General features: G+C 70.3%; 22 protein-coding genes, 1 tRNA gene and 1 rRNA gene. 6 read left to right on the top strand and 18 right to left on the bottom strand.

Annotated features, from left to right (window positions below):
- Positions 1–32: 32 nt before the first annotated feature.
- From AB0F81_RS02290 to AB0F81_RS02245, 10 genes are all read right to left on the bottom strand, one after another.
- Entirely contained in the window at positions 33–905 is an 873-nt protein-coding gene (locus tag AB0F81_RS02290) for an FtsX-like permease family protein (protein WP_360189580.1), read from the bottom strand.
- Positions 906–936: 31 nt separating this feature from the next.
- Positions 937–1,542, bottom strand: a complete 606-nt coding sequence (locus tag AB0F81_RS02285) for an ABC transporter permease (RefSeq protein ID WP_360189578.1) — start codon at positions 1,540–1,542, stop codon at positions 937–939.
- A complete protein-coding gene (locus tag AB0F81_RS02280) occupies positions 1,539–2,231 on the bottom strand; it encodes an ABC transporter ATP-binding protein (RefSeq protein ID WP_360189575.1) in 693 nt (230 codons plus the stop codon). Before AB0F81_RS02280 ends, AB0F81_RS02285 begins: the two co-directional genes overlap by 4 nt.
- Positions 2,228–2,764: a PadR family transcriptional regulator gene (locus AB0F81_RS02275; RefSeq protein WP_360189573.1), complete on the bottom strand. Its 537-nt coding sequence runs from the start codon at positions 2,762–2,764 to the stop codon at positions 2,228–2,230. The genes AB0F81_RS02280 and AB0F81_RS02275 overlap by 4 nt, the downstream gene beginning before the upstream one ends.
- A gap of 64 nt (positions 2,765–2,828) precedes the next feature.
- Positions 2,829–4,364, bottom strand: coding sequence for a SpoIIE family protein phosphatase (locus AB0F81_RS02270; protein WP_360189571.1), 1,536 nt, complete (start codon positions 4,362–4,364; stop codon positions 2,829–2,831).
- Entirely contained in the window at positions 4,361–5,707 is a 1,347-nt protein-coding gene (locus tag AB0F81_RS02265) for a sensor histidine kinase (RefSeq protein ID WP_360189568.1), read from the bottom strand. The genes AB0F81_RS02270 and AB0F81_RS02265 overlap by 4 nt, the downstream gene beginning before the upstream one ends.
- Positions 5,704–6,735 (bottom strand): SpoIIE family protein phosphatase, encoded by a 1,032-nt coding sequence (locus AB0F81_RS02260; protein WP_360189565.1) that lies wholly within the window; start codon positions 6,733–6,735, stop codon positions 5,704–5,706. Before AB0F81_RS02260 ends, AB0F81_RS02265 begins: the two co-directional genes overlap by 4 nt.
- Entirely contained in the window at positions 6,732–7,136 is a 405-nt protein-coding gene (locus AB0F81_RS02255; protein WP_360189562.1) for an ATP-binding protein, read from the bottom strand. Before AB0F81_RS02255 ends, AB0F81_RS02260 begins: the two co-directional genes overlap by 4 nt.
- Positions 7,133–7,546: an STAS domain-containing protein gene (locus AB0F81_RS02250; protein ID WP_360189559.1), complete on the bottom strand. Its 414-nt coding sequence runs from the start codon at positions 7,544–7,546 to the stop codon at positions 7,133–7,135. Before AB0F81_RS02250 ends, AB0F81_RS02255 begins: the two co-directional genes overlap by 4 nt.
- A 1-nt stretch (position 7,547) precedes the next feature.
- Positions 7,548–8,405, bottom strand: coding sequence for an STAS domain-containing protein (locus AB0F81_RS02245; RefSeq protein ID WP_360189556.1), 858 nt, complete (start codon positions 8,403–8,405; stop codon positions 7,548–7,550).
- Between the two features lie 163 nt (positions 8,406–8,568).
- On the opposite strand from AB0F81_RS02245, the gene AB0F81_RS02240 reads away from it, so the two are divergent.
- The 3 genes from AB0F81_RS02240 to AB0F81_RS02230 all read left to right on the top strand — a co-directional run bounded on the left by AB0F81_RS02240 (position 8,569) and on the right by AB0F81_RS02230 (position 9,781).
- Positions 8,569–8,922 carry an STAS domain-containing protein gene (locus tag AB0F81_RS02240; protein ID WP_014440286.1) on the top strand — a complete coding sequence of 118 codons (354 nt, stop codon included), beginning with the start codon at positions 8,569–8,571 and terminating at the stop codon, positions 8,920–8,922.
- A gap of 104 nt (positions 8,923–9,026) precedes the next feature.
- Positions 9,027–9,476, top strand: coding sequence for a large conductance mechanosensitive channel protein MscL (gene mscL / locus AB0F81_RS02235; protein WP_360189982.1), 450 nt, complete (start codon positions 9,027–9,029; stop codon positions 9,474–9,476).
- A 74-nt stretch (positions 9,477–9,550) separates the two neighbouring features.
- Complete coding sequence (locus tag AB0F81_RS02230) at positions 9,551–9,781, top strand: hypothetical protein (protein WP_360189552.1); 231 nt, start codon at positions 9,551–9,553, stop codon at positions 9,779–9,781.
- Here the strand turns inward: AB0F81_RS02230 and AB0F81_RS02225 are convergent, their stop codons facing one another.
- Together AB0F81_RS02225 and AB0F81_RS02220 are read right to left on the bottom strand one after the other, a co-directional pair.
- Positions 9,782–10,567, bottom strand: coding sequence for a zf-HC2 domain-containing protein (locus AB0F81_RS02225; protein WP_360189549.1), 786 nt, complete (start codon positions 10,565–10,567; stop codon positions 9,782–9,784).
- 42 nt (positions 10,568–10,609) lie between these two features.
- Positions 10,610–11,242, bottom strand: a complete 633-nt coding sequence (locus AB0F81_RS02220; protein WP_360189546.1) for a CGNR zinc finger domain-containing protein — start codon at positions 11,240–11,242, stop codon at positions 10,610–10,612.
- A gap of 130 nt (positions 11,243–11,372) precedes the next feature.
- On the opposite strand from AB0F81_RS02220, the gene AB0F81_RS02215 reads away from it, so the two are divergent.
- Positions 11,373–12,164 carry a L,D-transpeptidase family protein gene (locus tag AB0F81_RS02215; protein WP_360189543.1) on the top strand — a complete coding sequence of 264 codons (792 nt, stop codon included), beginning with the start codon at positions 11,373–11,375 and terminating at the stop codon, positions 12,162–12,164.
- Here the strand turns inward: AB0F81_RS02215 and AB0F81_RS02210 are convergent.
- From AB0F81_RS02210 to AB0F81_RS02195, 4 genes are all read right to left on the bottom strand, one after another.
- Positions 12,158–12,598: a hypothetical protein gene (locus tag AB0F81_RS02210; RefSeq protein WP_360189540.1), complete on the bottom strand. Its 441-nt coding sequence runs from the start codon at positions 12,596–12,598 to the stop codon at positions 12,158–12,160. The genes AB0F81_RS02215 and AB0F81_RS02210 overlap by 7 nt on opposite strands.
- Positions 12,599–12,861: 263 nt before the next feature.
- Complete coding sequence (locus AB0F81_RS02205; protein ID WP_360189537.1) at positions 12,862–13,134, bottom strand: hypothetical protein; 273 nt, start codon at positions 13,132–13,134, stop codon at positions 12,862–12,864.
- Positions 13,135–13,204: 70 nt separating this feature from the next.
- A tRNA-Lys gene (locus AB0F81_RS02200) sits at positions 13,205–13,276 on the bottom strand.
- Between the two features lie 78 nt (positions 13,277–13,354).
- Positions 13,355–13,903 (bottom strand): RNA polymerase sigma factor, encoded by a 549-nt coding sequence (locus tag AB0F81_RS02195; protein WP_360189535.1) that lies wholly within the window; start codon positions 13,901–13,903, stop codon positions 13,355–13,357.
- A gap of 42 nt (positions 13,904–13,945) precedes the next feature.
- On the opposite strand from AB0F81_RS02195, the gene AB0F81_RS02190 reads away from it, so the two are divergent.
- Together AB0F81_RS02190 and AB0F81_RS02185 are read left to right on the top strand one after the other, a co-directional pair.
- Positions 13,946–15,277 (top strand): serine/threonine-protein kinase, encoded by a 1,332-nt coding sequence (locus tag AB0F81_RS02190; protein WP_360189533.1) that lies wholly within the window; start codon positions 13,946–13,948, stop codon positions 15,275–15,277.
- A 53-nt stretch (positions 15,278–15,330) separates the two neighbouring features.
- Positions 15,331–16,548: a phytase gene (locus tag AB0F81_RS02185; RefSeq protein WP_360189530.1), complete on the top strand. Its 1,218-nt coding sequence runs from the start codon at positions 15,331–15,333 to the stop codon at positions 16,546–16,548.
- 203 nt (positions 16,549–16,751) lie between these two features.
- Here the strand turns inward: AB0F81_RS02185 and AB0F81_RS02180 are convergent, their stop codons facing one another.
- On the bottom strand, positions 16,752–17,405 hold the full coding sequence (locus AB0F81_RS02180) for a hypothetical protein (RefSeq protein ID WP_360189527.1): 654 nt from the start codon (positions 17,403–17,405) through the stop codon (positions 16,752–16,754).
- Positions 17,406–17,559: 154 nt separating this feature from the next.
- Positions 17,560–17,676: ribosomal RNA gene (rrf, locus tag AB0F81_RS02175) — 5S ribosomal RNA — on the bottom strand.
- Between the last annotated feature and the right edge of the window lie 152 nt (positions 17,677–17,828).

The raw sequence follows: 17,828 nt of genomic DNA, 5'->3' as shown, positions 1-17,828 counted from the left end.
GCCCGCATCCGGGCTGATGCGGGCGCTGGGCCTCACCCCACTCGCAGCTCCTCCAGGTCGGTACTGGAACGCAGAGTCAGCATGCCGACGCCGGCCACGAGCGCCATGACGACGACGGCCCCCGCGCCGAGCACGACGAGTTCAGCGAACGGAATCGGCACGTCCAGGGTGACGCTCGCGTTGCGCCAGCTCGCGGAGGCCTCGTCGGCGCATTCCGCACCGCTGCAGACGCCGCCCCGGGCGGTGACCGTGGAGTTGACTGTCCGAACCAGTCCGGTGCCGACGATCAGCGCCACGGTCGTCGCCGGAATCAGCGGTGCGAACGTCTGCCAGGCGATCGCCTCACCGAGCGTCCGGCGCGGCACCCCGGTCGCCACCAGCGCGGAATAGGTGCGGCGGCGGGTCACGATGCCCTCCGCCAGCGCAATCATGATGCCGGCAGCGGCGAGCACCAGACCGACACCGACCGCGACGTTGATGAGGTTGATCGCGTTGAAGTAGAAGGCGGTGTCCTGCTCGTACGTGCCGTCGAGCTGCTGCCAGACCTGCTCGTCCGCGACGAACTGGGTGGCCAGCCCACTGCGGTAGGCCTGCACACCGGCACCGATCACGACTGCGGCGAGCAGCGCGGCCAGCAGGCGGCTGCCGCTCCAGGGATCAGCCATCAGCTGCCTGCCGGCGAGCAGGGCACCGGGCCTGCGCCCGTACCGGTGCAGCACCCGGCCCGCGGTGTAGGTGACCCAGCCGGTGCCGAGGACGACTCCGAAGATCGCCGTGAGCACGATCAGGGCAATGCCCGCCATGACCCAGTCGGCGGAGACGGTGTACCCGGAGGACCGCTCGAGGATCCACTCACCGACCGGCCGGATCACCAGCGGGATGAAGACGCCCAGGAGGATCAGCACACCCGGCAGGGCCGACGGCCGCCGGTCGCGGTTACGCCCGGAGCACACCGAGCGGTGTGATGACCACGTGGCGCAGGAGAAAAGCGGCGGAGAGCGCAGCCAGCACCGGCACGGCAAGCAGAGTCAGCGCGATCATCCAGGCCGGCGGGATCACGTCGGTGGGCAACGGCAGGCGGCCGTCCGGCGCGGGCCGGTGCAGGGTCTCGCGCAGCAGAAGGTGCACGCCGAAGCCCAGGACCGAGCCGACCAGCGCGGCGAGCCCGGTTTCGGTCACTGCGATCAGCACGACCTGCCGGCGCGTGCCACCGGCCAGGCGCACGGCGGCCAGCCGCCGGTCCCGCGACGGCGAGCCGAACCGGACGCTGTGCCCGGTCAGCACCAGGACCGGCACGGCCAGGAGCAGCAGCGTCAGAACCACGCCCGGACGCAGCCCGGGCTCGGCGAGCAGGCTGCTGGTGTAGTGGTTCCAGCCATCGGATCCGTCGCGCGACGTGCCGAGCTCCGGAACGGCCACCACGGTCGCCGCGGCGAGCAGCACCAGCGCGGCCAGTGCCGAGCTCACCACGGTGAACACCAGGCGCAAACGGTCGGTGCGGCTGCCGGCCAGCGCGAGACGCGCCACCGTTGCTGGTTTCACCGGTCCACCCCGATGCCCAGACCGGTCAGATCCACCACACCGTCGCGCAGGACGACCTCGCGATCCGCGTAGGCCGCCACCCGCGCCTCGTGGGTCACCAGCACCACCGCGGTGTTCTGCTCCCGCGAGGCCCGGACGATCTGGTCGAGAACCTGCTCGCCGGCGAGCTGGTCGAGCGCGCCGGTCGGCTCGTCGGCGAAGAGCACCCGGGGCTCGGTCACCAGGGCCCGGGCCACGGCGCAGCGCTGCTGCTGGCCGCCGGACATCGCACCGGGCCGGTTGTCGGCCAGGTCCGCGACGTCGAACCGGTCAAGCCAGGTGAGCGCCGCCTCCCGCGCTTCTCGCCGCCCCGAACCGGCGAGCAGCAACGGGAGGGCGACGTTCTCGGCCGCTGTCAGTTCGGGCACCAGCTGCCCGAACTGGAACAGCACGCCGAACTCCGTGCGGCGCAGCCGCGACCGCGCGGAGTCGGACCAGAGCCCCAGGTCCTGCTCGCGGTACTCGACCTGGCCCTGGTCGGCGCGAAGGATGCCGGCGAGGCAGTGCAGCAGCGTGGATTTGCCGCAGCCGCTGGGACCCGTGACGGCGACGATCTCGCCTTCGCCGACCGCGATGTCCACGCCGCGCAAGGCCGGCGTCGGGCCGTAGCTCTTCGCGATTCCGGTGCCGCTCAGCAGTGGGGTGCTCACGCTGTCACTTCCTTCTGTAGGTCGGCGACCCTCGTGAGGGTCGTCCGCAACCAGCGCAGATCCGCATCGAGATGCCCGAGGGCGTAGTCGGCGGCCACGACGTCACCGACCGTCGCGTCCACGGCCGACTTGGCTGCGGTCAACTCCCGCATCCGGGACATGTGCGCGTCGCGCTGGGCGATCAGGTAGTCACGGGCCCGGTCGACGCCGGCAGCGAGCAGGGCGACCACCACCTTGTTGAACAACGTGCTGGTCACATAGGGCGCGGGCGGCTCGGTGCTGGCGAGCCACTCGTCGAGCTTCTCCCGGCCGAGGTCGGTCAGCTCATACGACCGGCGCTCGGGACCGCCGTCCTGATCCTGCCCGGACTCGATGACGAGGCCGTCCCGCTCCAGCCGGCCGAGAGTGGCATAGACCTGCCCGAACGCGAGCGGTTTCGCCTGTGGCAGGCGTTCGTCGTGCTCCCGTTTCAAGTCGTAGCCGTGTCGTGGGCCGGCAGCGAGCAGCCCGAGCAGAACATGCGCCGTGGACATGCCCGCTACTATTCACTGAGTGAATAGCTGCCGTCAAGGAGGCCCGGCGATGAGGGAGGAAGGTTCAGGCCGTGCGGCGCAGCGCGACGACCGCGATGTCGTCCGCCTGCTCGCCGGCCCCGGCGAGCTGGGTGAGCAGCCGGCGGCAGAAGGCGTCCAGGTCCGCCTCCACCTCGCCGGCACAGGCGGCCAGCGCGGCCAGCCCCACGTCGATGTCGGCGTCGCGGCGCTCGATCAGCCCGTCGGTGTAGAGCACGAGGGTGCCACCCGGCGGCAGGATCAGCTCCAGTTCGTCACGGCGCGGCGCGTCGAGACCGAGCAGCGGCCCGCGCGGCTGGAGGAACTGAACCTTGCCGTCGACGTGCATCAGCGGCGGCAGGTGCCCGGCGCCGGCCATCCGCACCCGTCCGGTGGCCGGGTCGAGGGTGAGCAGGCAGAGCGTCGCCGAGTCGGACGGCAGCACGGTCCGCATGAACCGGTTGACCAGCTCCAGGACCGCGCCCGGCGGATGGCCCTCGACGGCGTAGGCGCGAACCGCGTGCCGCAGCTCGGCCATCACGGTGGCCGCGTGCAGCGAGTGCCCGGCCACGTCCCCGATCGCCACGAGCAGCTGATCGTTCAGCACGGTGAGCTCGTAGAAGTCGCCGCCCACCTCGGTCTGCGCGCCGGCCGGCTCGTAAAGGACGGCCCGCTCCACCCCGGGGACGTCGGGCAGCCGGGACTGCAGCAGGCTGCGCTGCAGCGTCACCGCGATCCGGTGCTCCTCGTCGAACGAGCGCTGCGCCTCCACCGCTGCCGCGACCGCCTGGGAGAGCTGCCGCAGCACCGGGAATCCGGGGGTTTGCGAGCTGCTCGGCGCCACCACGTAGACCGGGGGCCGGTCCACCCGCAACCGGGCCGCCGCCACCACGACCTTCTCACCCTCCGGCCACCGGGCCACGTCCCAGTCCGCCGCCTCGTCGGTGCGCACCAGCGAGCCCACCGCCACCCGATCCCCGGGGACCGTCCACGGGCGTACGATCGCGGGTTTGCCGACCGCCGCCAGGCTCTCGCCGTCGGAAGCCTCCGCAACCACCGCGACCTGCCCGCCGAAGATGTCGCAGGCGCCCTCGGCGGCCGCCGCGAGCAGGGCGGTCAGGGTGGACGCCGAGTTGATCGCCAGGGTGGTCTCGGCCAGCCGGACCATCCGCTCGGCGAGCAGCTCGGCCCGCTGCCGGGCCCGGTAATAGCGGAGCACGGCCTGCACGGTCGCGATCAGCTCGTCCGGCTCGATCGGCTCGACCAGATAGGCGTCCGCTCCCCGGTTCAGCCCCTGGGCGCGGTCACCCACGTCCACGGCGTGGGCGGAGACGTGGATGACGGGCAGCACGCCGTACCGTTGGTCGGTTTTGATCCGCTCGCAGACCTCGAAGCCGCTCATGTCGGGCAGCTTCACGTCCAGCACGACCAGATCCGCGTCCGAGTCGAGCAGCTTGTTCAGGGCCTCGCCGCCGGTCTCCGCCTCCAGCACCGTGAAGCCGGCCCGGGTCAGCCAGCTGACCAGCAGGTACCGCTTGGTGGCGCTGTCGTCCACAACCAGGACGGTGGCGGGATTTCTCATGACGCGACCGGGAGGCGAAGTGTGAACGTGCTGCCCTCGCCCGGCGTGGAGTCGACCCGCAGGCCCCCGCCGAGGACGCCGGCCAGGCGCCGGGCATAGGGCAGGCCCAGGCCGGTGCCCTTGCCGCTCACCGGCCTGCTGCCGGGCACCTGGTAGAACTCCTCGAAGATCCGTTCGTGCAGCTCCGGCGGGATGCCCGTGCCGGTGTCGGCCACCACGAACTCGACGTCGTCGCCGACCGGGTGCGCGCTCAGCCGCACCGAGCCGGACTCGGTGAACTTGATGGCGTTGGTGAGCAGATTGCGCAGCACCTGGGCGAGCAGCACCTCGTCGGAACGCATGGTCGTCACCGTCGGCTCCTCGACCACGAACTCCACCCCGGGCCGGGTCGCCAGCGGACGCAGCGTGCCGCGCAACTGCCCGAACATCGCCTTCAGGTCCACGTCGGACCAGTTCGGCTCGATCCGGCCGGCCTCCGCCTTGGCCAGGTCGAGCAGGCCGTTCACCAGGGTCAGCAGGTCGCTCGCCGAGGTACGGATCAGCTCCACCTGACGGCTCTGCTCGTCGGTGAGCTCGTCCGAGGCGGAGTCGGTCAGCAGACGCCCCAACCCGATGATCGCGGTGACCGGCGCGCGCAGCTCGTGGCTGACGTTCGCCAGGAACCGGCTCTTCGCCTCGCTCGCCGCCCGCAACTGCACCGACTTCTCGTCCAGTTCGGCGTAGAGCGCGACCACCCCGCGATTCGTCTCCTCCAGCTCCTCGGAGAGCTGGTGGTAGAGGGCCATCACCCCGCGGTTGGTCTCCTCCAGCTCGGCGTTGAGCCGCGCCAAGTCATCGCGCTGTGCCCGTACCTCGTCCAGCGCGGCGATGAGCTGCTGGTTCTGCACAGCCAGCTCGTCCAGCGGGCTGCCGGGCACGTGCCGGGCCAGCCCTGCACGGATCTCCTCCATGCGACCGGGGGTCAGCCCGGGTGCACCCGGCGGCAACCGCCGAGCCATCCGGACAACCGTTCCGGTACCACCATCGTCGTCGACCTCCATCGTGTCGACCAGGCGGCCGACCTGCTGCAGCTGCTCAGCCAGCCGGACTGCCTCGCCGGGCGCCGGGTGCGCCAAAGACACCTGCAGTGTTGGTACCCCGTGCGGCTCAAGGGTGAACGCCACGTCGGTGTCGCGCCCCGCGGCCAGCAGCACCCGGCCCACCTCGCTGAGTGCGGTGGCCATCCTGGTCTGGTCCTGTGACTCCAGTCCTACCGCGCGAGCGACCTCCCGGCCCAGCTGCCGCACCACGAAGATGTCCTGCGCCACCCGTAGGCGCATGCTCATCAACGGCAGAGCGGTCATGAGGCTCGGGCCACCAGGACGCCGGCGTCGTCGCGGCGGATGCCGGCGTCGCGCAGCACGGTCGCGGCGATCACCTCGGGCGAGCGGGCGAACAGGCCCGGGTAATCAGCCGGGTTCCAGCGGTCCACCACACCGTCGGAGTGCATCAACACGACCGCTCCGGGGGCGAGCGGGTAGTCGTACTCGCGGATCTGACGCCGTTGATGCCCGGCGATGCCGGGCATCGAAACCATGCCGCGCCGGCCGCCGTCCGGGCCGAACACCGTGCCGGAGATGTTGCCCAGGCCCGCATAGCGGACCAGGCCGGCCGCAAGGTCCAGCTCGGCGACCGCGAGCGCGGCGCCACGCGTGTGCCCGAGGGTACGGTGCAGCGCCTCCACCATCATGGCGGGCGGGACAGCGGCTTCCTTCCGGAACACCCGCACCGCCTCGTGCGCGGCGGCCGCGGCCAGGCCACCGTGCCCCAGCCCGTCACAGACCAGGACCTGCCGGCGGCCGTCGACCTCACGGATCGCGTACGCGTCGCCGCTGACCGTCTCGCCGGTCAACGGCCGGGTGAGCCCGGCGGCCCACGGGTTCTCCGGTGCGCCGAGCGGCCAGACCTGCACGACCAGCACGGTGCCCTTGCCCGGCACCGAGTGCAGATCCCACCAGCTGGCCTGCCGCAGGATCGCGCCGAGCCCGATCCCGAGGGTGCCCGCGGTGGAGTGCCCGTCGCCGAGCGCGCGCGGGACGTCGGCCATCCCCGGCCCGCTGTCGATCACGACCAGCTCGACGCCGGCCTGTTCCTCGGTCCGCACCGAACGGACCAGGATGGCGCCCTGATCGGCGTGCTTGACCAGGTTGCCGGCCGCCTCCGCGGCGACGATCGAGAGGTCCGCCACCCGTCGTTCCGGCATGGCCAGCTCAGCGGCGAGGCGCTCGGCCGCACGGCGGACAGCGGAAGCCGTCCCGGCGGCTTCCACCCGGAACCAGACTCCTCCGTCCAGGAGTCCTTCGGGCAGCGACGCCACCGTGCCTCCGCTCATCGGCACCACTTGACAACGGTAATGGTCGTGCCCTTACCCGGTTCGGTGTCGATGTCGAACTCGTCCACCAGCCGGCGCGCGCCACTGAGGCCCAGGCCGAGCCCGCCTCCGGTGGTGTAGCCGTCGGTCAGTGCGAGGTCCAGATCGGCGATCCCGGGGCCCTGGTCGGCGAAGACGATCCGGATGCCACCCCGGCGCTCGTTCTGGATCCGGCTCACCTCCACCGTGCCGCCCCCGCCGTAGACCAGCGTGTTGCGGGCGAGCTCACTCGCGGCGGTGACCAGCTTGGTCTGATCCACCAGGGACAGTTTCACGGCGACCGCCACCGTACGCACCAGCTGCCGTACCCGGACGACGTCCTGGTCGGTCGCAACCGGAAGCCGCTGGCTCTCCTCGTTCACGGCGTGGTTACCGCTGCCGGGTCGTCCTCGTCCTCGTCGTCCTCCAGATTCTCGTCCTCGCGGTTGCGGGCGAGCATCTCGATGCCCAACTCGACGTTGAGCGCCGTCCGGATGCCGGGCAGCGAGAGCCCCAGCTCAACCAGGGTGATCGCCACCGCCGGGCGCATGCCGACCACGACGGTCTCGGCATCCAGCACCCGGGAGACCGAGGCGATGGTGGCCAGGGTGCGGCCGACGAAGGAGTCGACGATGTCGAGCGCGCTGATGTCGATGATCACACCGTGGCAACCGGTCGCCACGATCCGCTCGGCCAGGTCCTCCTGCAGCTGGAGCGCGACCTGGTCCTCCATGTCGATCTGGATCGAGACCAGGAGGATGTCACCGATCTTCAGGACCGGTACACGCTCCACCTCAGCGCTCCGAACGCTTCGGCGCGACGGCCTTGGCGCCGTTCTTGGCGAGCACGAACCGCAGCGCGTCGGCGAGCGAGGACTTGGTCGCGATGTCGCCGAACTCGATGCCGAGCGCCACGATGGTCTGCGCGATCTGTGGCCGGATGCCGGAGATGATGCAGTCGGCGCCCATCAGCCGGGCGGCCACCACGGTCTTCAGGATGTGCTGCGCCACCTGGGTGTCGACGGCCGGCACACCGGTGATGTCGATGATCGCGTAGGGCGAGCCGGTGTCCACCAGGGTCTGCAGCAGCCGCTCCATCACCACCTGTGCGCGCGCCGAGTCGAGCGTGCCGACCAGCGGCACCGCCACCACGCCCTCCCACAGCTTCACCACCGGGGTGGAGAGCTCCAGCAGCTGCTCGGCCTGGTCGGCGATGAGCGTCTCGCGGATCCGCACATAGGCGTCGAAGGTGAAGAGGGCGGCCCGGTCCACGAAAGTGGAGAAGGCCACGTAGTCCCGGAGGGTGGCGGCGTCGTTCTGATCACCGAGGACCTCGAGCGCGGCTTCCTTCAGCGCATACACACTGACCGCGGTCTCGGTGGCACTGAACCCCTGCCGGGCCCGAGTGTTGGACAGCTCGGTGAGCTGAGCGCGCAGCTCGGCCGCCGCCTCGTCGGTCAAATCCACCGCCCCGGCGGCCAAGGCCTGCTGAAATGCCTTCTGCAGGTCGCCGGTCTGCCGTTCGAGCTCGGCACCACTCAGCCGACCCCGTAGGCTCGTGGCGACCAGTTCCGTCCAGCGGGCCGCAAGCGGCTCCGCGTGACCCTTCAGTAGGTCTGCGAAGCGACTTGCCTCGTCCGGACTCAGCGGCATCGCTGCCTCCCCACCACGCGATCCGTGCGCAACGGCCGGACTTTACCATCAGGACGTTCGTTACTTGCTGTAGACCAACTAATGGACACGGTCAAGCTTCGTTCCTGTTCTGCGCATCCCCCGGTACTTGGAGTACCGTTCAGCAATAACTGGAGGTCGGCGAATGTCCCTGACGGTACAAACGGAACAGCGCGGCGACATGGTGGTCGTGTCGGTCGCCGGCGAGCTCGACATGGCCACCGCCCCCCAGCTTCAGGATCAGATCAGCGATCTCCTGGAGAAGGGGCGGACGCGGCTGATCTTCGACCTCGCCGAGGTGTCGTTCTGCGACTCCACCGGGCTGTCGGTCTTCGTCCGGGCGAAGAACAGCACCGACGACGCCGGCGGGACCGTCCGGCTGGCCGCACCGCAGCGCGGGGTGCTCCGCATCCTCGAGGTGAGCGGTCTGGTCGAGGTGCTGCACACCTACCCCACGGTGGACGAGGCGGTCACCGCCGAGGAGCCCGCACTCGACTGAGGTTTCGTGAGCCGCCCGGTCGGCGTAGTTTGTCGCCGACCGGCGGCGGGCACCCCCGTTGCCGGATTGACTTTCGGCCCCCGGGGAGAGTGCCCGTGAACAAGATGTTCCAAGGCTTCAAAGACTTCATCATGCGCGGCAACGTCGTCGACCTGGCGGTCGGCGTCGTGATCGGCACCGCCTTCACCGCGGTCGTCTCGAGCTTCACCAAGTCGTTCCTCGAGCCGCTGATCAAGTGGATGTCCGGTGGCCAGGGCGAGCTCAAGGGCTCGTTCTCGCCCGCCAAGGGTGTCGACTTCACCTACGCCGCCTTCATCAACTCCCTCATCACCTTCCTGCTGACCGCCGCGGTCCTCTACTTCCTGGTGGTCCTCCCGCTGAACAAGCTGGCCGAGCGCCGCCGCCGCGGCGAGGAGCCGCCGCCGAAGGCGCCCAGCGAGGAGGTCAAGCTGCTCACCGAGATCCGCGACGCGCTGCTGCGCGGTCAGGGCCACCAGGTCGCCAACAGCGCCCTCGACGAGGTGCTGGGGCGCCGCCCGGAGCCCCCGCGCTGACAACTTCCGTCACTCGCGCCCACTTCTTCCGCCCTCCCGGCACCTCTCGAACAAATGTTCGATACAGTGCCGGGATGGAGCAGCGTAAGCACTGGTGGAACGGCAAGTGGGGACGCCTCGTCCGCAAGGACGTGTACCTGCGGACCAACGGCGACCAGTGGTATGTCGAGCAGCGGGCGGGCGGCTCCGACGGCGTCTCGCACTTCTTCGAGTACGACAGTGAGGACGCCGCCCTCGACATGGTCCGTGCCCTGCTGGCCGGCCCGGAGGAGTGGCGCGAGCTGTCGGTCCGGCCGCCGCGCTGATCAGGCCGCGCGGCGGTCCTCGTGCGCGGCGGTCAGCGGGCCCGGCGAGGGCGGCAGCAACCGCAGGCCCGGGCGCGGAGCCTCGTCGGCGACCTCGGCCGCCGCGTCGAAACGTGCCCGCCAGCCGGCGCCGACCCGCGAGCCGGGCGGCTGTTCCGTCCCGCCGACACCCCGGGACAACGCCACCACCAGCAGATATCCCAGGATCACGAAGCCGTGGCCGACCAGCCGGGTGACGTCCACCCGGCCGCCGGTGAGGTCGTTGACCGAGAGCAGCAGGAGCATCGCGACGAAAGCGGTCAGCATCGGCACCAGACCGGTGGGCCGGGTCCGGCGCAACGCGATGAAGAGGTAACCGGCGCCCACCGCGACGTTCCAGGCGGCCGACTCGTGCCACAGGTGCCCCGGCGTCGCGCTCAGCCCGATGTGCGCGTGCGCGGCGCTCGCCCCGCCGCCCACCTGCGTCAGGCCCAGGATGAGCTGCACCGTTCCGACCAGCGCCAACGCCACGTAAAGGACGGCCGCGACCGGCAGCCGCCGGATCCGGGCGAACCTGCGGCGGCGCGGCTGCTCGGCGGGGAGCGCGGCCAGGATCGCCGCGCTGAGGTCCGGCACCGCGGCCACCGGCCCCGTGCGGGTCAGCCGGTTGACCGCCGCCGCCCGGTCCAGCCACTCCCGGCAGCCGGCGCATCCGGCCAGGTGCTCGTCGACCAGCGGCCGCAGGGCCGGGTCGTCCTCGCCGTCCAACTGCGCGGACAGCATCTCGCGCCACCGCTCACATGCCATGTCCCCATAGTCGTCCAGGGAGGCCCGCGAGTTCCCGGCGGATCAGTGCTGTTCCGGTGCTGGGACCAGACCGATCGGCTGGCTGCCGGAGTGCCCCGAAAGCCGGCGCCGCTCCCGGAAAGCCCGCAGGTTGGCCGTGTTACCGCAGGTGCTGACGTCGTGCCAGACCCCGCTGTTGTTCCGTGAGGTGTCGAAGAATGCAGCCCGGCAGGTCGCGTTGTGGCAGAGCTTGAGCCGCAGCCAGAGGCCGGCCTGCTGCGCCAGCAGCGCCTCGGCCCACAACGCCGAGGCCAGCCAGCGGATCCCCCGGCCGGTCGGCACCACCCGCACCCAGCCGTTCACATCCGGCGCCAGGCTGACCTGCACGTCGGCGGGCGGCAGCGCACCGGCCGGCCCGGCGTTGGCGGCGGCCAGCACGACGTTCTCGAAAGCCGTCCGCAGCCGGCGCAGCGAGCGCAGATCGGTGGCGGAGAGCAGCAGCGTCGGCGCCGGCAGGCCGGACACCCGCGACCAGGTCCCCAGCGCCTCGGTCACCCACCACTGGGCGTCGTCGGTCACGGTCAGCAGATCCGGACTGTACGACATCACGGCGCGCGTGTTCAGCAACTCCTGAACGAGCGCGAATCCGCCGGGCGCCTCCCGCACGCCGTGCCGGGCGCTGGCCTTCCAGGACATAGCCAAAGGGTACTCGGCTCTTTTTGCCACCGTTTTTCACGTCCACCGGCCGGGTGGTCGATCGCCAATCAGCCGTGGACCGTTGTGAATGGGTCCCTACAATGACCCGACCACCAGCGAGGGGGGATTCGTGCGGAGAATCCTGGCGATCACGATCGCCGCAGCGACGGCGTTGACTCTCGCCGCCGGTTGTGACACGGCCGATCCGGTCGCCGACGGGCCGGCGACGCCTTCGCCCAGCGTCTCAGCGGCGGAGTCTTCCGCGCCCGCCGCCTCGCCCTCGGTGTCGCCTTCGGTGTCGCCCACCCCCACCCTGCCGGCGAAGCCGAAGAAGCTGAAGTCCGGTGCCAAGGGCCCCGAGGTGCTGGCCCTGCAGAACCGGCTCACCGAGCTCGGCTACTGGAACGGCAAGGCCGACGGCAAGTTCGGCGGGACCACCCAGCAGGCGGTGTTCGCCCTGCAGAAGGCGGCCGGCCTGGGCCGCGACGGCACGGTCGGGCCGAAGACCTGGAAGGCCCTGGAGGACGGCGTCCGCCCGGAGGCGAAATCCACCAGCGGCAAGGTCGTCGAGATCAATCTGAAGCGCCAGCTGCTGATGCTCGTCGACGACGGCCGGATCACGCAGATCTTCAACACGTCGACCGGCTCGATGGAGTACTACGAGCAGGAAGGCCAGACCTATCTGGCGGACACACCGCGCGGCAAGTTCCGGGTGAGCCGGCAGATCGACGGCTGGCGCAACGCCCCGCTCGGCCTGCTGTGGCGTCCGAAATACTTCAACGGCGGCATCGCGGTGCATGGCGCCCCGAGCGTCCCGCCGTACCCGGCGTCGCACGGCTGCGCGCGTGTCTCGATCTCCGCGATGAACTGGATGTGGAAGAACGACGCGCTGCCGATCAAGACGCGCGTCTGGGTCTACTGAGCCAGTTCCAGCCGGCGGCTCTGCTGCCGCGGCGCCGGGATCACCGGGGCGTAACCCGGCGGCCAGGCCGCACCGTAAAGCTCGGCGCAGAGCACCACACCCAGCCACGGCACCCACGGCCCGCGGATCTCGACCGGCCCGCGCCCCCGCACGTCCAGCGTCAGCGCCCACTCGTCCGGCTGCGGCCGCAGACCCGCCACCGACCGCAACGAGAACTCCTCGCCGCCCAGGATCAGCCGGCAACTGGTGATCACCGCGAGCCGTCGCCCCGCTCCCGTGACGTCCACCGGAAACCAACCGAACTGCTTCTCACCGGCCCGCAGCGGAATCGTCGGGCTCACCGACGCCGGCCGCCCGCCCCGCGCCACCAGACCGGCCAACATGCTCATCGACCGGAAGCCGGCCTCGAGCTGCTCAGGGTCATAAGCGGACAACACACTCTCCGATCTAGACGGCCGCCCCGTCGCGGCTCACCCAGACCCTGGCATGCCGAAGCCGCCACGACCAGCGAATACACACCCCAGCATGAGGTTTTACCGGTTCGCCGCCGGCAAGCCACCCGCCGTCTGCCGAAGTCCGACGTTCCCGGCTAACCCATCAGAGTGCACAAACCACCCAGGCGTGATCTCACCGACTTGGGTCGCTCCCCGGTGAAGACAGCCAGGCACTCGAACCCACAGCCCGCGCCCACGCCGGCCTATTCCTCGGCGGCCGGCCGGCCGGTGTCTCCCAGCGTGTCCAGAAGACGTTCACGAGCGGCGTCCAAGCGCGTGGCGTAGTCAGGCATGAAGATCTCGACGAGAGACGTGTCCAGCGCTCCGGAGATCGCGTATATCGGCGACCACACGGAGCGTTCCCTGTTCACGAGCTCGTTGAACTCGGCGCTGTCCATCATCATGCGGTGGAGCCAGTCCGACAGGACGAACGCCTGATCTCTGCTGAGCTTGATCGTGAATTCGTCGTCGGCCACGCGCTCAGGCTACCGACGCACAACCGCAACTGGTCAGCGCTAGAACCCCAGCGCTGACCAGTTGCGGTTGTGGGCCGCCAGGGACTCGAACCCTGAACCTATGGATTAAAAGTCCACAGCTCTGCCATTGAGCTAGCAGCCCGCGCAAGCCAGGGTACCCACCCCGGTTCACCTGTTAATCATCGCATCCGCCGTGCCCCGCCCGCCTCTCAGATACCCCTCACAGACCGGCCAGCAGATATTCGCGCACCCGCCCCCGTGCCTGGTGGATCCGCGACTTCACGGTGCCTTCCGGAATGCCCAGGTGGCCGGCGATCTCCTGGTAGTCCAGCTGGCAGATGTCCCGCAGCACCATCGGCGCCACCAGCTCGGGTCGGTTCGCTTCCAGGCGTTCCAGCGCGTCCAGCAGGTCGAGCCGCGAGCCGGCGATGACGCTCGTCGTACGCGCGTCCACCACCTCGACCGGCATCTCCGCATACCCCTGTTCCGCCGCCCGCCGCTTCAACCCCCGGTACGTCTGCCGCGCCCCGTTAGCCACAATCACGTACAGCCAGGTGCTGAACCGGGACCGCCCCTCGAACCCGCCGATGTTCCGCGCCACCTGCAGCAGCACGTCCTGGCAGGCCTCTTCCGCGTCCTGATAGCAGGGCAGGAACCGCGCACACCGGCGCAACACCCCGGGCCTGATCGCGGCCAGCAGCGCCTCCAGTGCCGCCTGGTCGCCACGGGCCGCCCGCCGCGCCAGTTCCTCCTGGTCGTCGTCCCGCACACCTGCTCCTGTCCCCGTTTCGATGGCGCTCATAATACGAACGTGTCAGTGCCCATCAAGATCGGCCGATACCGGGTGCTCAGGCGCCTGGGCTCGGGTGCGTTCGCCACCGTGTGGCTCGCCGAGGACGACGTGCTGGAGTCCTCGGTCGCGATCAAGGTGCTGGCCGAGAACTGGGCGCACCACCCGGACGTTCGGGCCCGCTTCGAGCAGGAGGCTCAGGTGCTGCGCCGGGCCGATTCGGAGCGGCTGGTCCGGGTGCACGACTTCGGCGAGCTGCCCGACGGCCGCCCCTACCAGGTGATGACGTACGCGGCCGGCGGCACCCTGGCCGACCGCCTGGAGCAGGGCCCGATGCCGGTCCGTACCGCGCTGCGCACCGCGACCGACATCGCCCACGCCGTGACCGTGCTGCACGAGTCCGGGGTGCTGCACCGGGATCTGAAGCCGTCGAACATCCTTTTCGAAACGGTCCGCGGCACCGAGCGGGTCCTGGTCGCCGATCTGGGTCTGGCGAAGGCGATCGCGCACGCGTCGGGTTTCACCGTGGTCGCCGGCACGCCCGGTTACATGGCGCCGGAGCAGAGCCGGCCCGGCGGCGGCTTGGACGTCCGCGCTGACGTGCACGCCATCGGCGCAATGACCTATCAGATGCTCACCGGCCACACCCCGAGACCGGGTCGTTCGGCGCCGTCGAAGCTGCGGTCGGGTGTGCCGAGGCAGCTCGACCGGGTGGTGATGCGGGCTCTCGACGCCGACCGGAGCCGGCGCTGGGCTTCCCCGGCCGCGTTCGCCTCCGCGCTGAACGCCACCACCGCCTCCAGCCAGGTGAAACGAAAAGTACTGCGCACTGCCGGTTCCGCGGTGGCGCTGGCCGCGCTGGCCCTGACCGCCGGGGCGACCGTTCCGAGCGGCACCCCGCACGGCTGGGTCCGGGTAGCCGATCGCACCGGCGCCCTCTCGCTCGCAGTGCCGCCCGGTTGGGCACAGCAGCTGCGGGATTCCGGGTGGGATGCCGCTTCGCTCGGGTTTCCGGCAGGCAATGAGCCGGGCCTGCAGGTCGGCGCGGCGCTCGCCGATCCGGGGTCGCCGAGCCTGTTCGCCGGTGTCAGCCGCTGGCTCGTCCCGGGTGCGCGGGCCACCTGGCCCACGCACGACGGCTGCACCCGCCGGCCGGATCGCCGCGGGTCGTTCGCCGGCCTGAGCGGTGAGGTGCGCACCTGGACGAATTGCGGCGGCGCCCCGATCGCGTACACCGACGCCCTTCTCACCGACGGCGGCCGCCGGCCCGGCGTCTATCTGCAGCTCAAGCAGGTGGACGGGGTGGATCGCACGGACGAGGTTCTCCGCACCGTCCGTCTGGCCCACTCCTAGTGGTCAACAACTATCCATCAAACTGTCAGCTACATACGGCATCCTCTGTGTTCATGCAACGGACCTCCGGTATCGCCGCTCTCGTCGCTCTGACCACGCTCGCCGCCGGCGCCCCGGCGTACGCGACCGAGCGCCCGCCCCGCGAGATCACCGCCACCGTCGAGACGCCGGCGCTCTTCGACGACGAGGCGGGCGGCGACGCGGACGCGGACGACCCCGCGATCTGGATCAACTCGGCGGACCGGGCCCGCAGCCTGGTCATCGGCACCGCGAAAAACGGCGGCCTGCGCGTCTACGACCTGGCCGGGCGCCAGATCCAGTCGATCGCCACGCCGGAGGGCGGCCGGTTCAACAACGTCGACATCATGACCGGTTTCCGGCTCGGCAAGCGCAAGGTCGACGTCGCCGTGGTCACCGACCGTGGCCTGGACAAGCTGCGCATCTACCGGATCGAGGCGTCCGGCCTCACCGACATCACCGCGGCCGACGTCCCGCTGCTGTTCTCCAAGGACGAGGCCGAGGTCGAGGAGCAGGCCACCGGTTACGGTGTCGCCGTCTACGACCGCTATGCCGTGGTGAGCCGCCGGCACAGCACCCGCCTGGGCATCTTCCGCCTGGAGGAGAAGAACGGGAAGGTCACCTACCGCACCTCCGACCTGCTCGACCTGCCCCGCGAGTTCCGCCTGCCGAACGGCGACACCTGGTCGCCGTGCGCCGAGCCCGGCGAGGACCCGCAGGTGGAGGGCATGGTCGTCGACGCGGAGGCGGGCGTGCTCTACGCCGCCCAGGAGGACGTGGCCCTCTGGCGCATCAACCTGAAGGGCGGCGCGTTCAGCAGCATCCCGCGGGTCGTCGAGCGGGTGGCCGAATACGGCATCCCCGCCACCTACGACCCCGAGTCGGAGGAGTGCGTCGTCGACTACCCGAACGACCCCGGTTTCGGCGGCCGCATCCACGCCGATGTCGAGGGCGCCACGATCTACCCGACCGGCCGGCGCGACGGCTACCTGATCGTCTCCAGCCAGGGCGACAGCCGCTTCTTCGTCTATGACCGCCGCACCAACAAGCCGCTCACCATCTTCACCGTCACCGACGGCAACCGGACCGACGGCGTCCAGCACTCCGACGGCGCCGCCGTCACCGCGGTCGCCCTGCCCGGCTACCCGAAGGGCCTGCTGGTGCTCCACGACGGCGAGAACGTCCCCAACGACGGCCGGACCAGCACCAACTTCAAATTCGTCGACTGGCGCAAGCTGGGCTTGCGCTCCTGAACCCCGCACAACGCGGGCCCGGCAGGATCTCTCCCGCCGGGCCCGTTCTCTTTCTCGTACGTCCTAACAGCCCCGCCGAACTACCCCTCACCGGCTGCGCCGCGACCGGCGGATCCATGCCTACCCGGCTTCGCCGCGACCGCCGAGCTCCCGTGTCCGCCCCCGTGACGGCACGACACCCGTGGCGTCAGCGTCCGGGCGCGTCACTCGTAGCAGTTCTGGGTCTTCAGCTGCAGGTTCATGTGGACGACCTGGTCGTCCTGGATAGTGATGTTGTAGACCGCGTCCTGGTTGCCCGGCACCGCAACGTGGCCGCGCCCGTCCTCACCGGGCCCGGTCAGCACGTCCCAGTCCCGGTACGCCTTCTTGACCGCCGCGAGACTGCTACCCAGTTTGATCTCCTGCGGCGTGGCCAGTCCCGGGTACGCCGTGAACGAGACCAGCCCCTGCTCGCCGTCGAAGAACACCGGAGCGTCGGCGGGCCCGGCTGACTTCGGCTGGTAGTCCGAGTTGCAGCCCGCGCCGCTCTCGTCACGCACCTGGTCGAGCAGGCCGGTCTTGACCGCCCTGCTCCGGCTCATGCCGAGCTTGAGTTCGCCCACCCCGTCCGGCCCGAGCAACAGCCGCACCGACGGCTTCGACGGCGGCCGAGTCGTCTCCTTGGTCGTCGCCTCCGCAGTTGTCGCCGTCGGCGAGGACTGCGGAGTCGTGGTCGTCTCCGTCACCGAGGGCGTGCCGGCCGGGGTGACCCCGCCGACCGGTGCCGCGGTGCCGGCCACCGGTTCCGGCGAGCTCTCGCATCCGGTCACCAACGCCAGGCCGACAACCGCCGCCAGAACCGCAACCGTACGTCGCATCGTTGTGCCTCTTCCCATCCCCGTAGGTAGCTGTCACATCATGCGATGCGCCCGCCACCGCCCCGGTTCTGAATACGAGGTAACGACTGGATAACGGCGTCAAGCCAAAAAGAAAGGCCCACCCCGTGTGGGGTGGGCCTTTCTATCACGTTGAGTCCGGCGGCGTCCTACTCTCCCACACCCTCCCGAGTGCAGTACCATCGGCGCTGGCGGGCTTAGCTACCGGGTTCGGAATGTAACCGGGCGTTTCCCCACCGCTATGACCACCGAAACAGCATTCAGCACCACAAACATCCAGCAACCCAGCCGGCGTGACCGCCGATCGGGGTGGTTGTTCGTTTGCTGTGAATCACACAGTGGACGCAAGCGCAATGTATAAGGTGGTTAAGCCCTCGGCCTATTAGTACCGGTCAACTCAACACG

The sequence above is a fragment of the Actinoplanes sp. NPDC024001 genome, assembly GCF_040638955.1.
Taxonomy (GTDB): Bacteria; Actinomycetota; Actinomycetes; order Mycobacteriales; family Micromonosporaceae; genus Actinoplanes.
This window is presented reverse-complemented; position numbering and strand designations above follow the sequence as displayed.

Bases quoted from the DNA above. Each gene is read 5' to 3' on its own strand.
- AB0F81_RS02275 (WP_360189573.1), bottom strand. From the start codon at position 2,764: ATGTCCACGGCGCATGTTCTGCTCGGGCTGCTCGCTGCCGGCCCACGA.
- AB0F81_RS02220 (WP_360189546.1), bottom strand. From the start codon at position 11,242: ATGTCCTGGAAGGCCAGCGCCCGGCACGGCGTGCGGGAGGCGCCCGGC.
- AB0F81_RS02240 (WP_014440286.1), top strand. From the start codon at position 8,569: ATGTCCCTGACGGTACAAACGGAACAGCGCGGCGACATGGTGGTCGTG.
- AB0F81_RS02260 (WP_360189565.1), bottom strand. From the start codon at position 6,735: ATGAGCGGAGGCACGGTGGCGTCGCTGCCCGAAGGACTCCTGGACGGA.
- AB0F81_RS02270 (WP_360189571.1), bottom strand. From the start codon at position 4,364: ATGAGAAATCCCGCCACCGTCCTGGTTGTGGACGACAGCGCCACCAAG.
- AB0F81_RS02225 (WP_360189549.1), bottom strand. From the start codon at position 10,567: ATGGCATGTGAGCGGTGGCGCGAGATGCTGTCCGCGCAGTTGGACGGC.
- AB0F81_RS02230 (WP_360189552.1), top strand. From the start codon at position 9,551: ATGGAGCAGCGTAAGCACTGGTGGAACGGCAAGTGGGGACGCCTCGTC.
- AB0F81_RS02180 (WP_360189527.1), bottom strand. From the start codon at position 17,405: ATGCGACGTACGGTTGCGGTTCTGGCGGCGGTTGTCGGCCTGGCGTTG.
- AB0F81_RS02185 (WP_360189530.1), top strand. From the start codon at position 15,331: ATGCAACGGACCTCCGGTATCGCCGCTCTCGTCGCTCTGACCACGCTC.
- mscL (WP_360189982.1), top strand. From the start codon at position 9,027: ATGTTCCAAGGCTTCAAAGACTTCATCATGCGCGGCAACGTCGTCGAC.
- AB0F81_RS02265 (WP_360189568.1), bottom strand. From the start codon at position 5,707: ATGACCGCTCTGCCGTTGATGAGCATGCGCCTACGGGTGGCGCAGGAC.
- AB0F81_RS02245 (WP_360189556.1), bottom strand. From the start codon at position 8,405: ATGCCGCTGAGTCCGGACGAGGCAAGTCGCTTCGCAGACCTACTGAAG.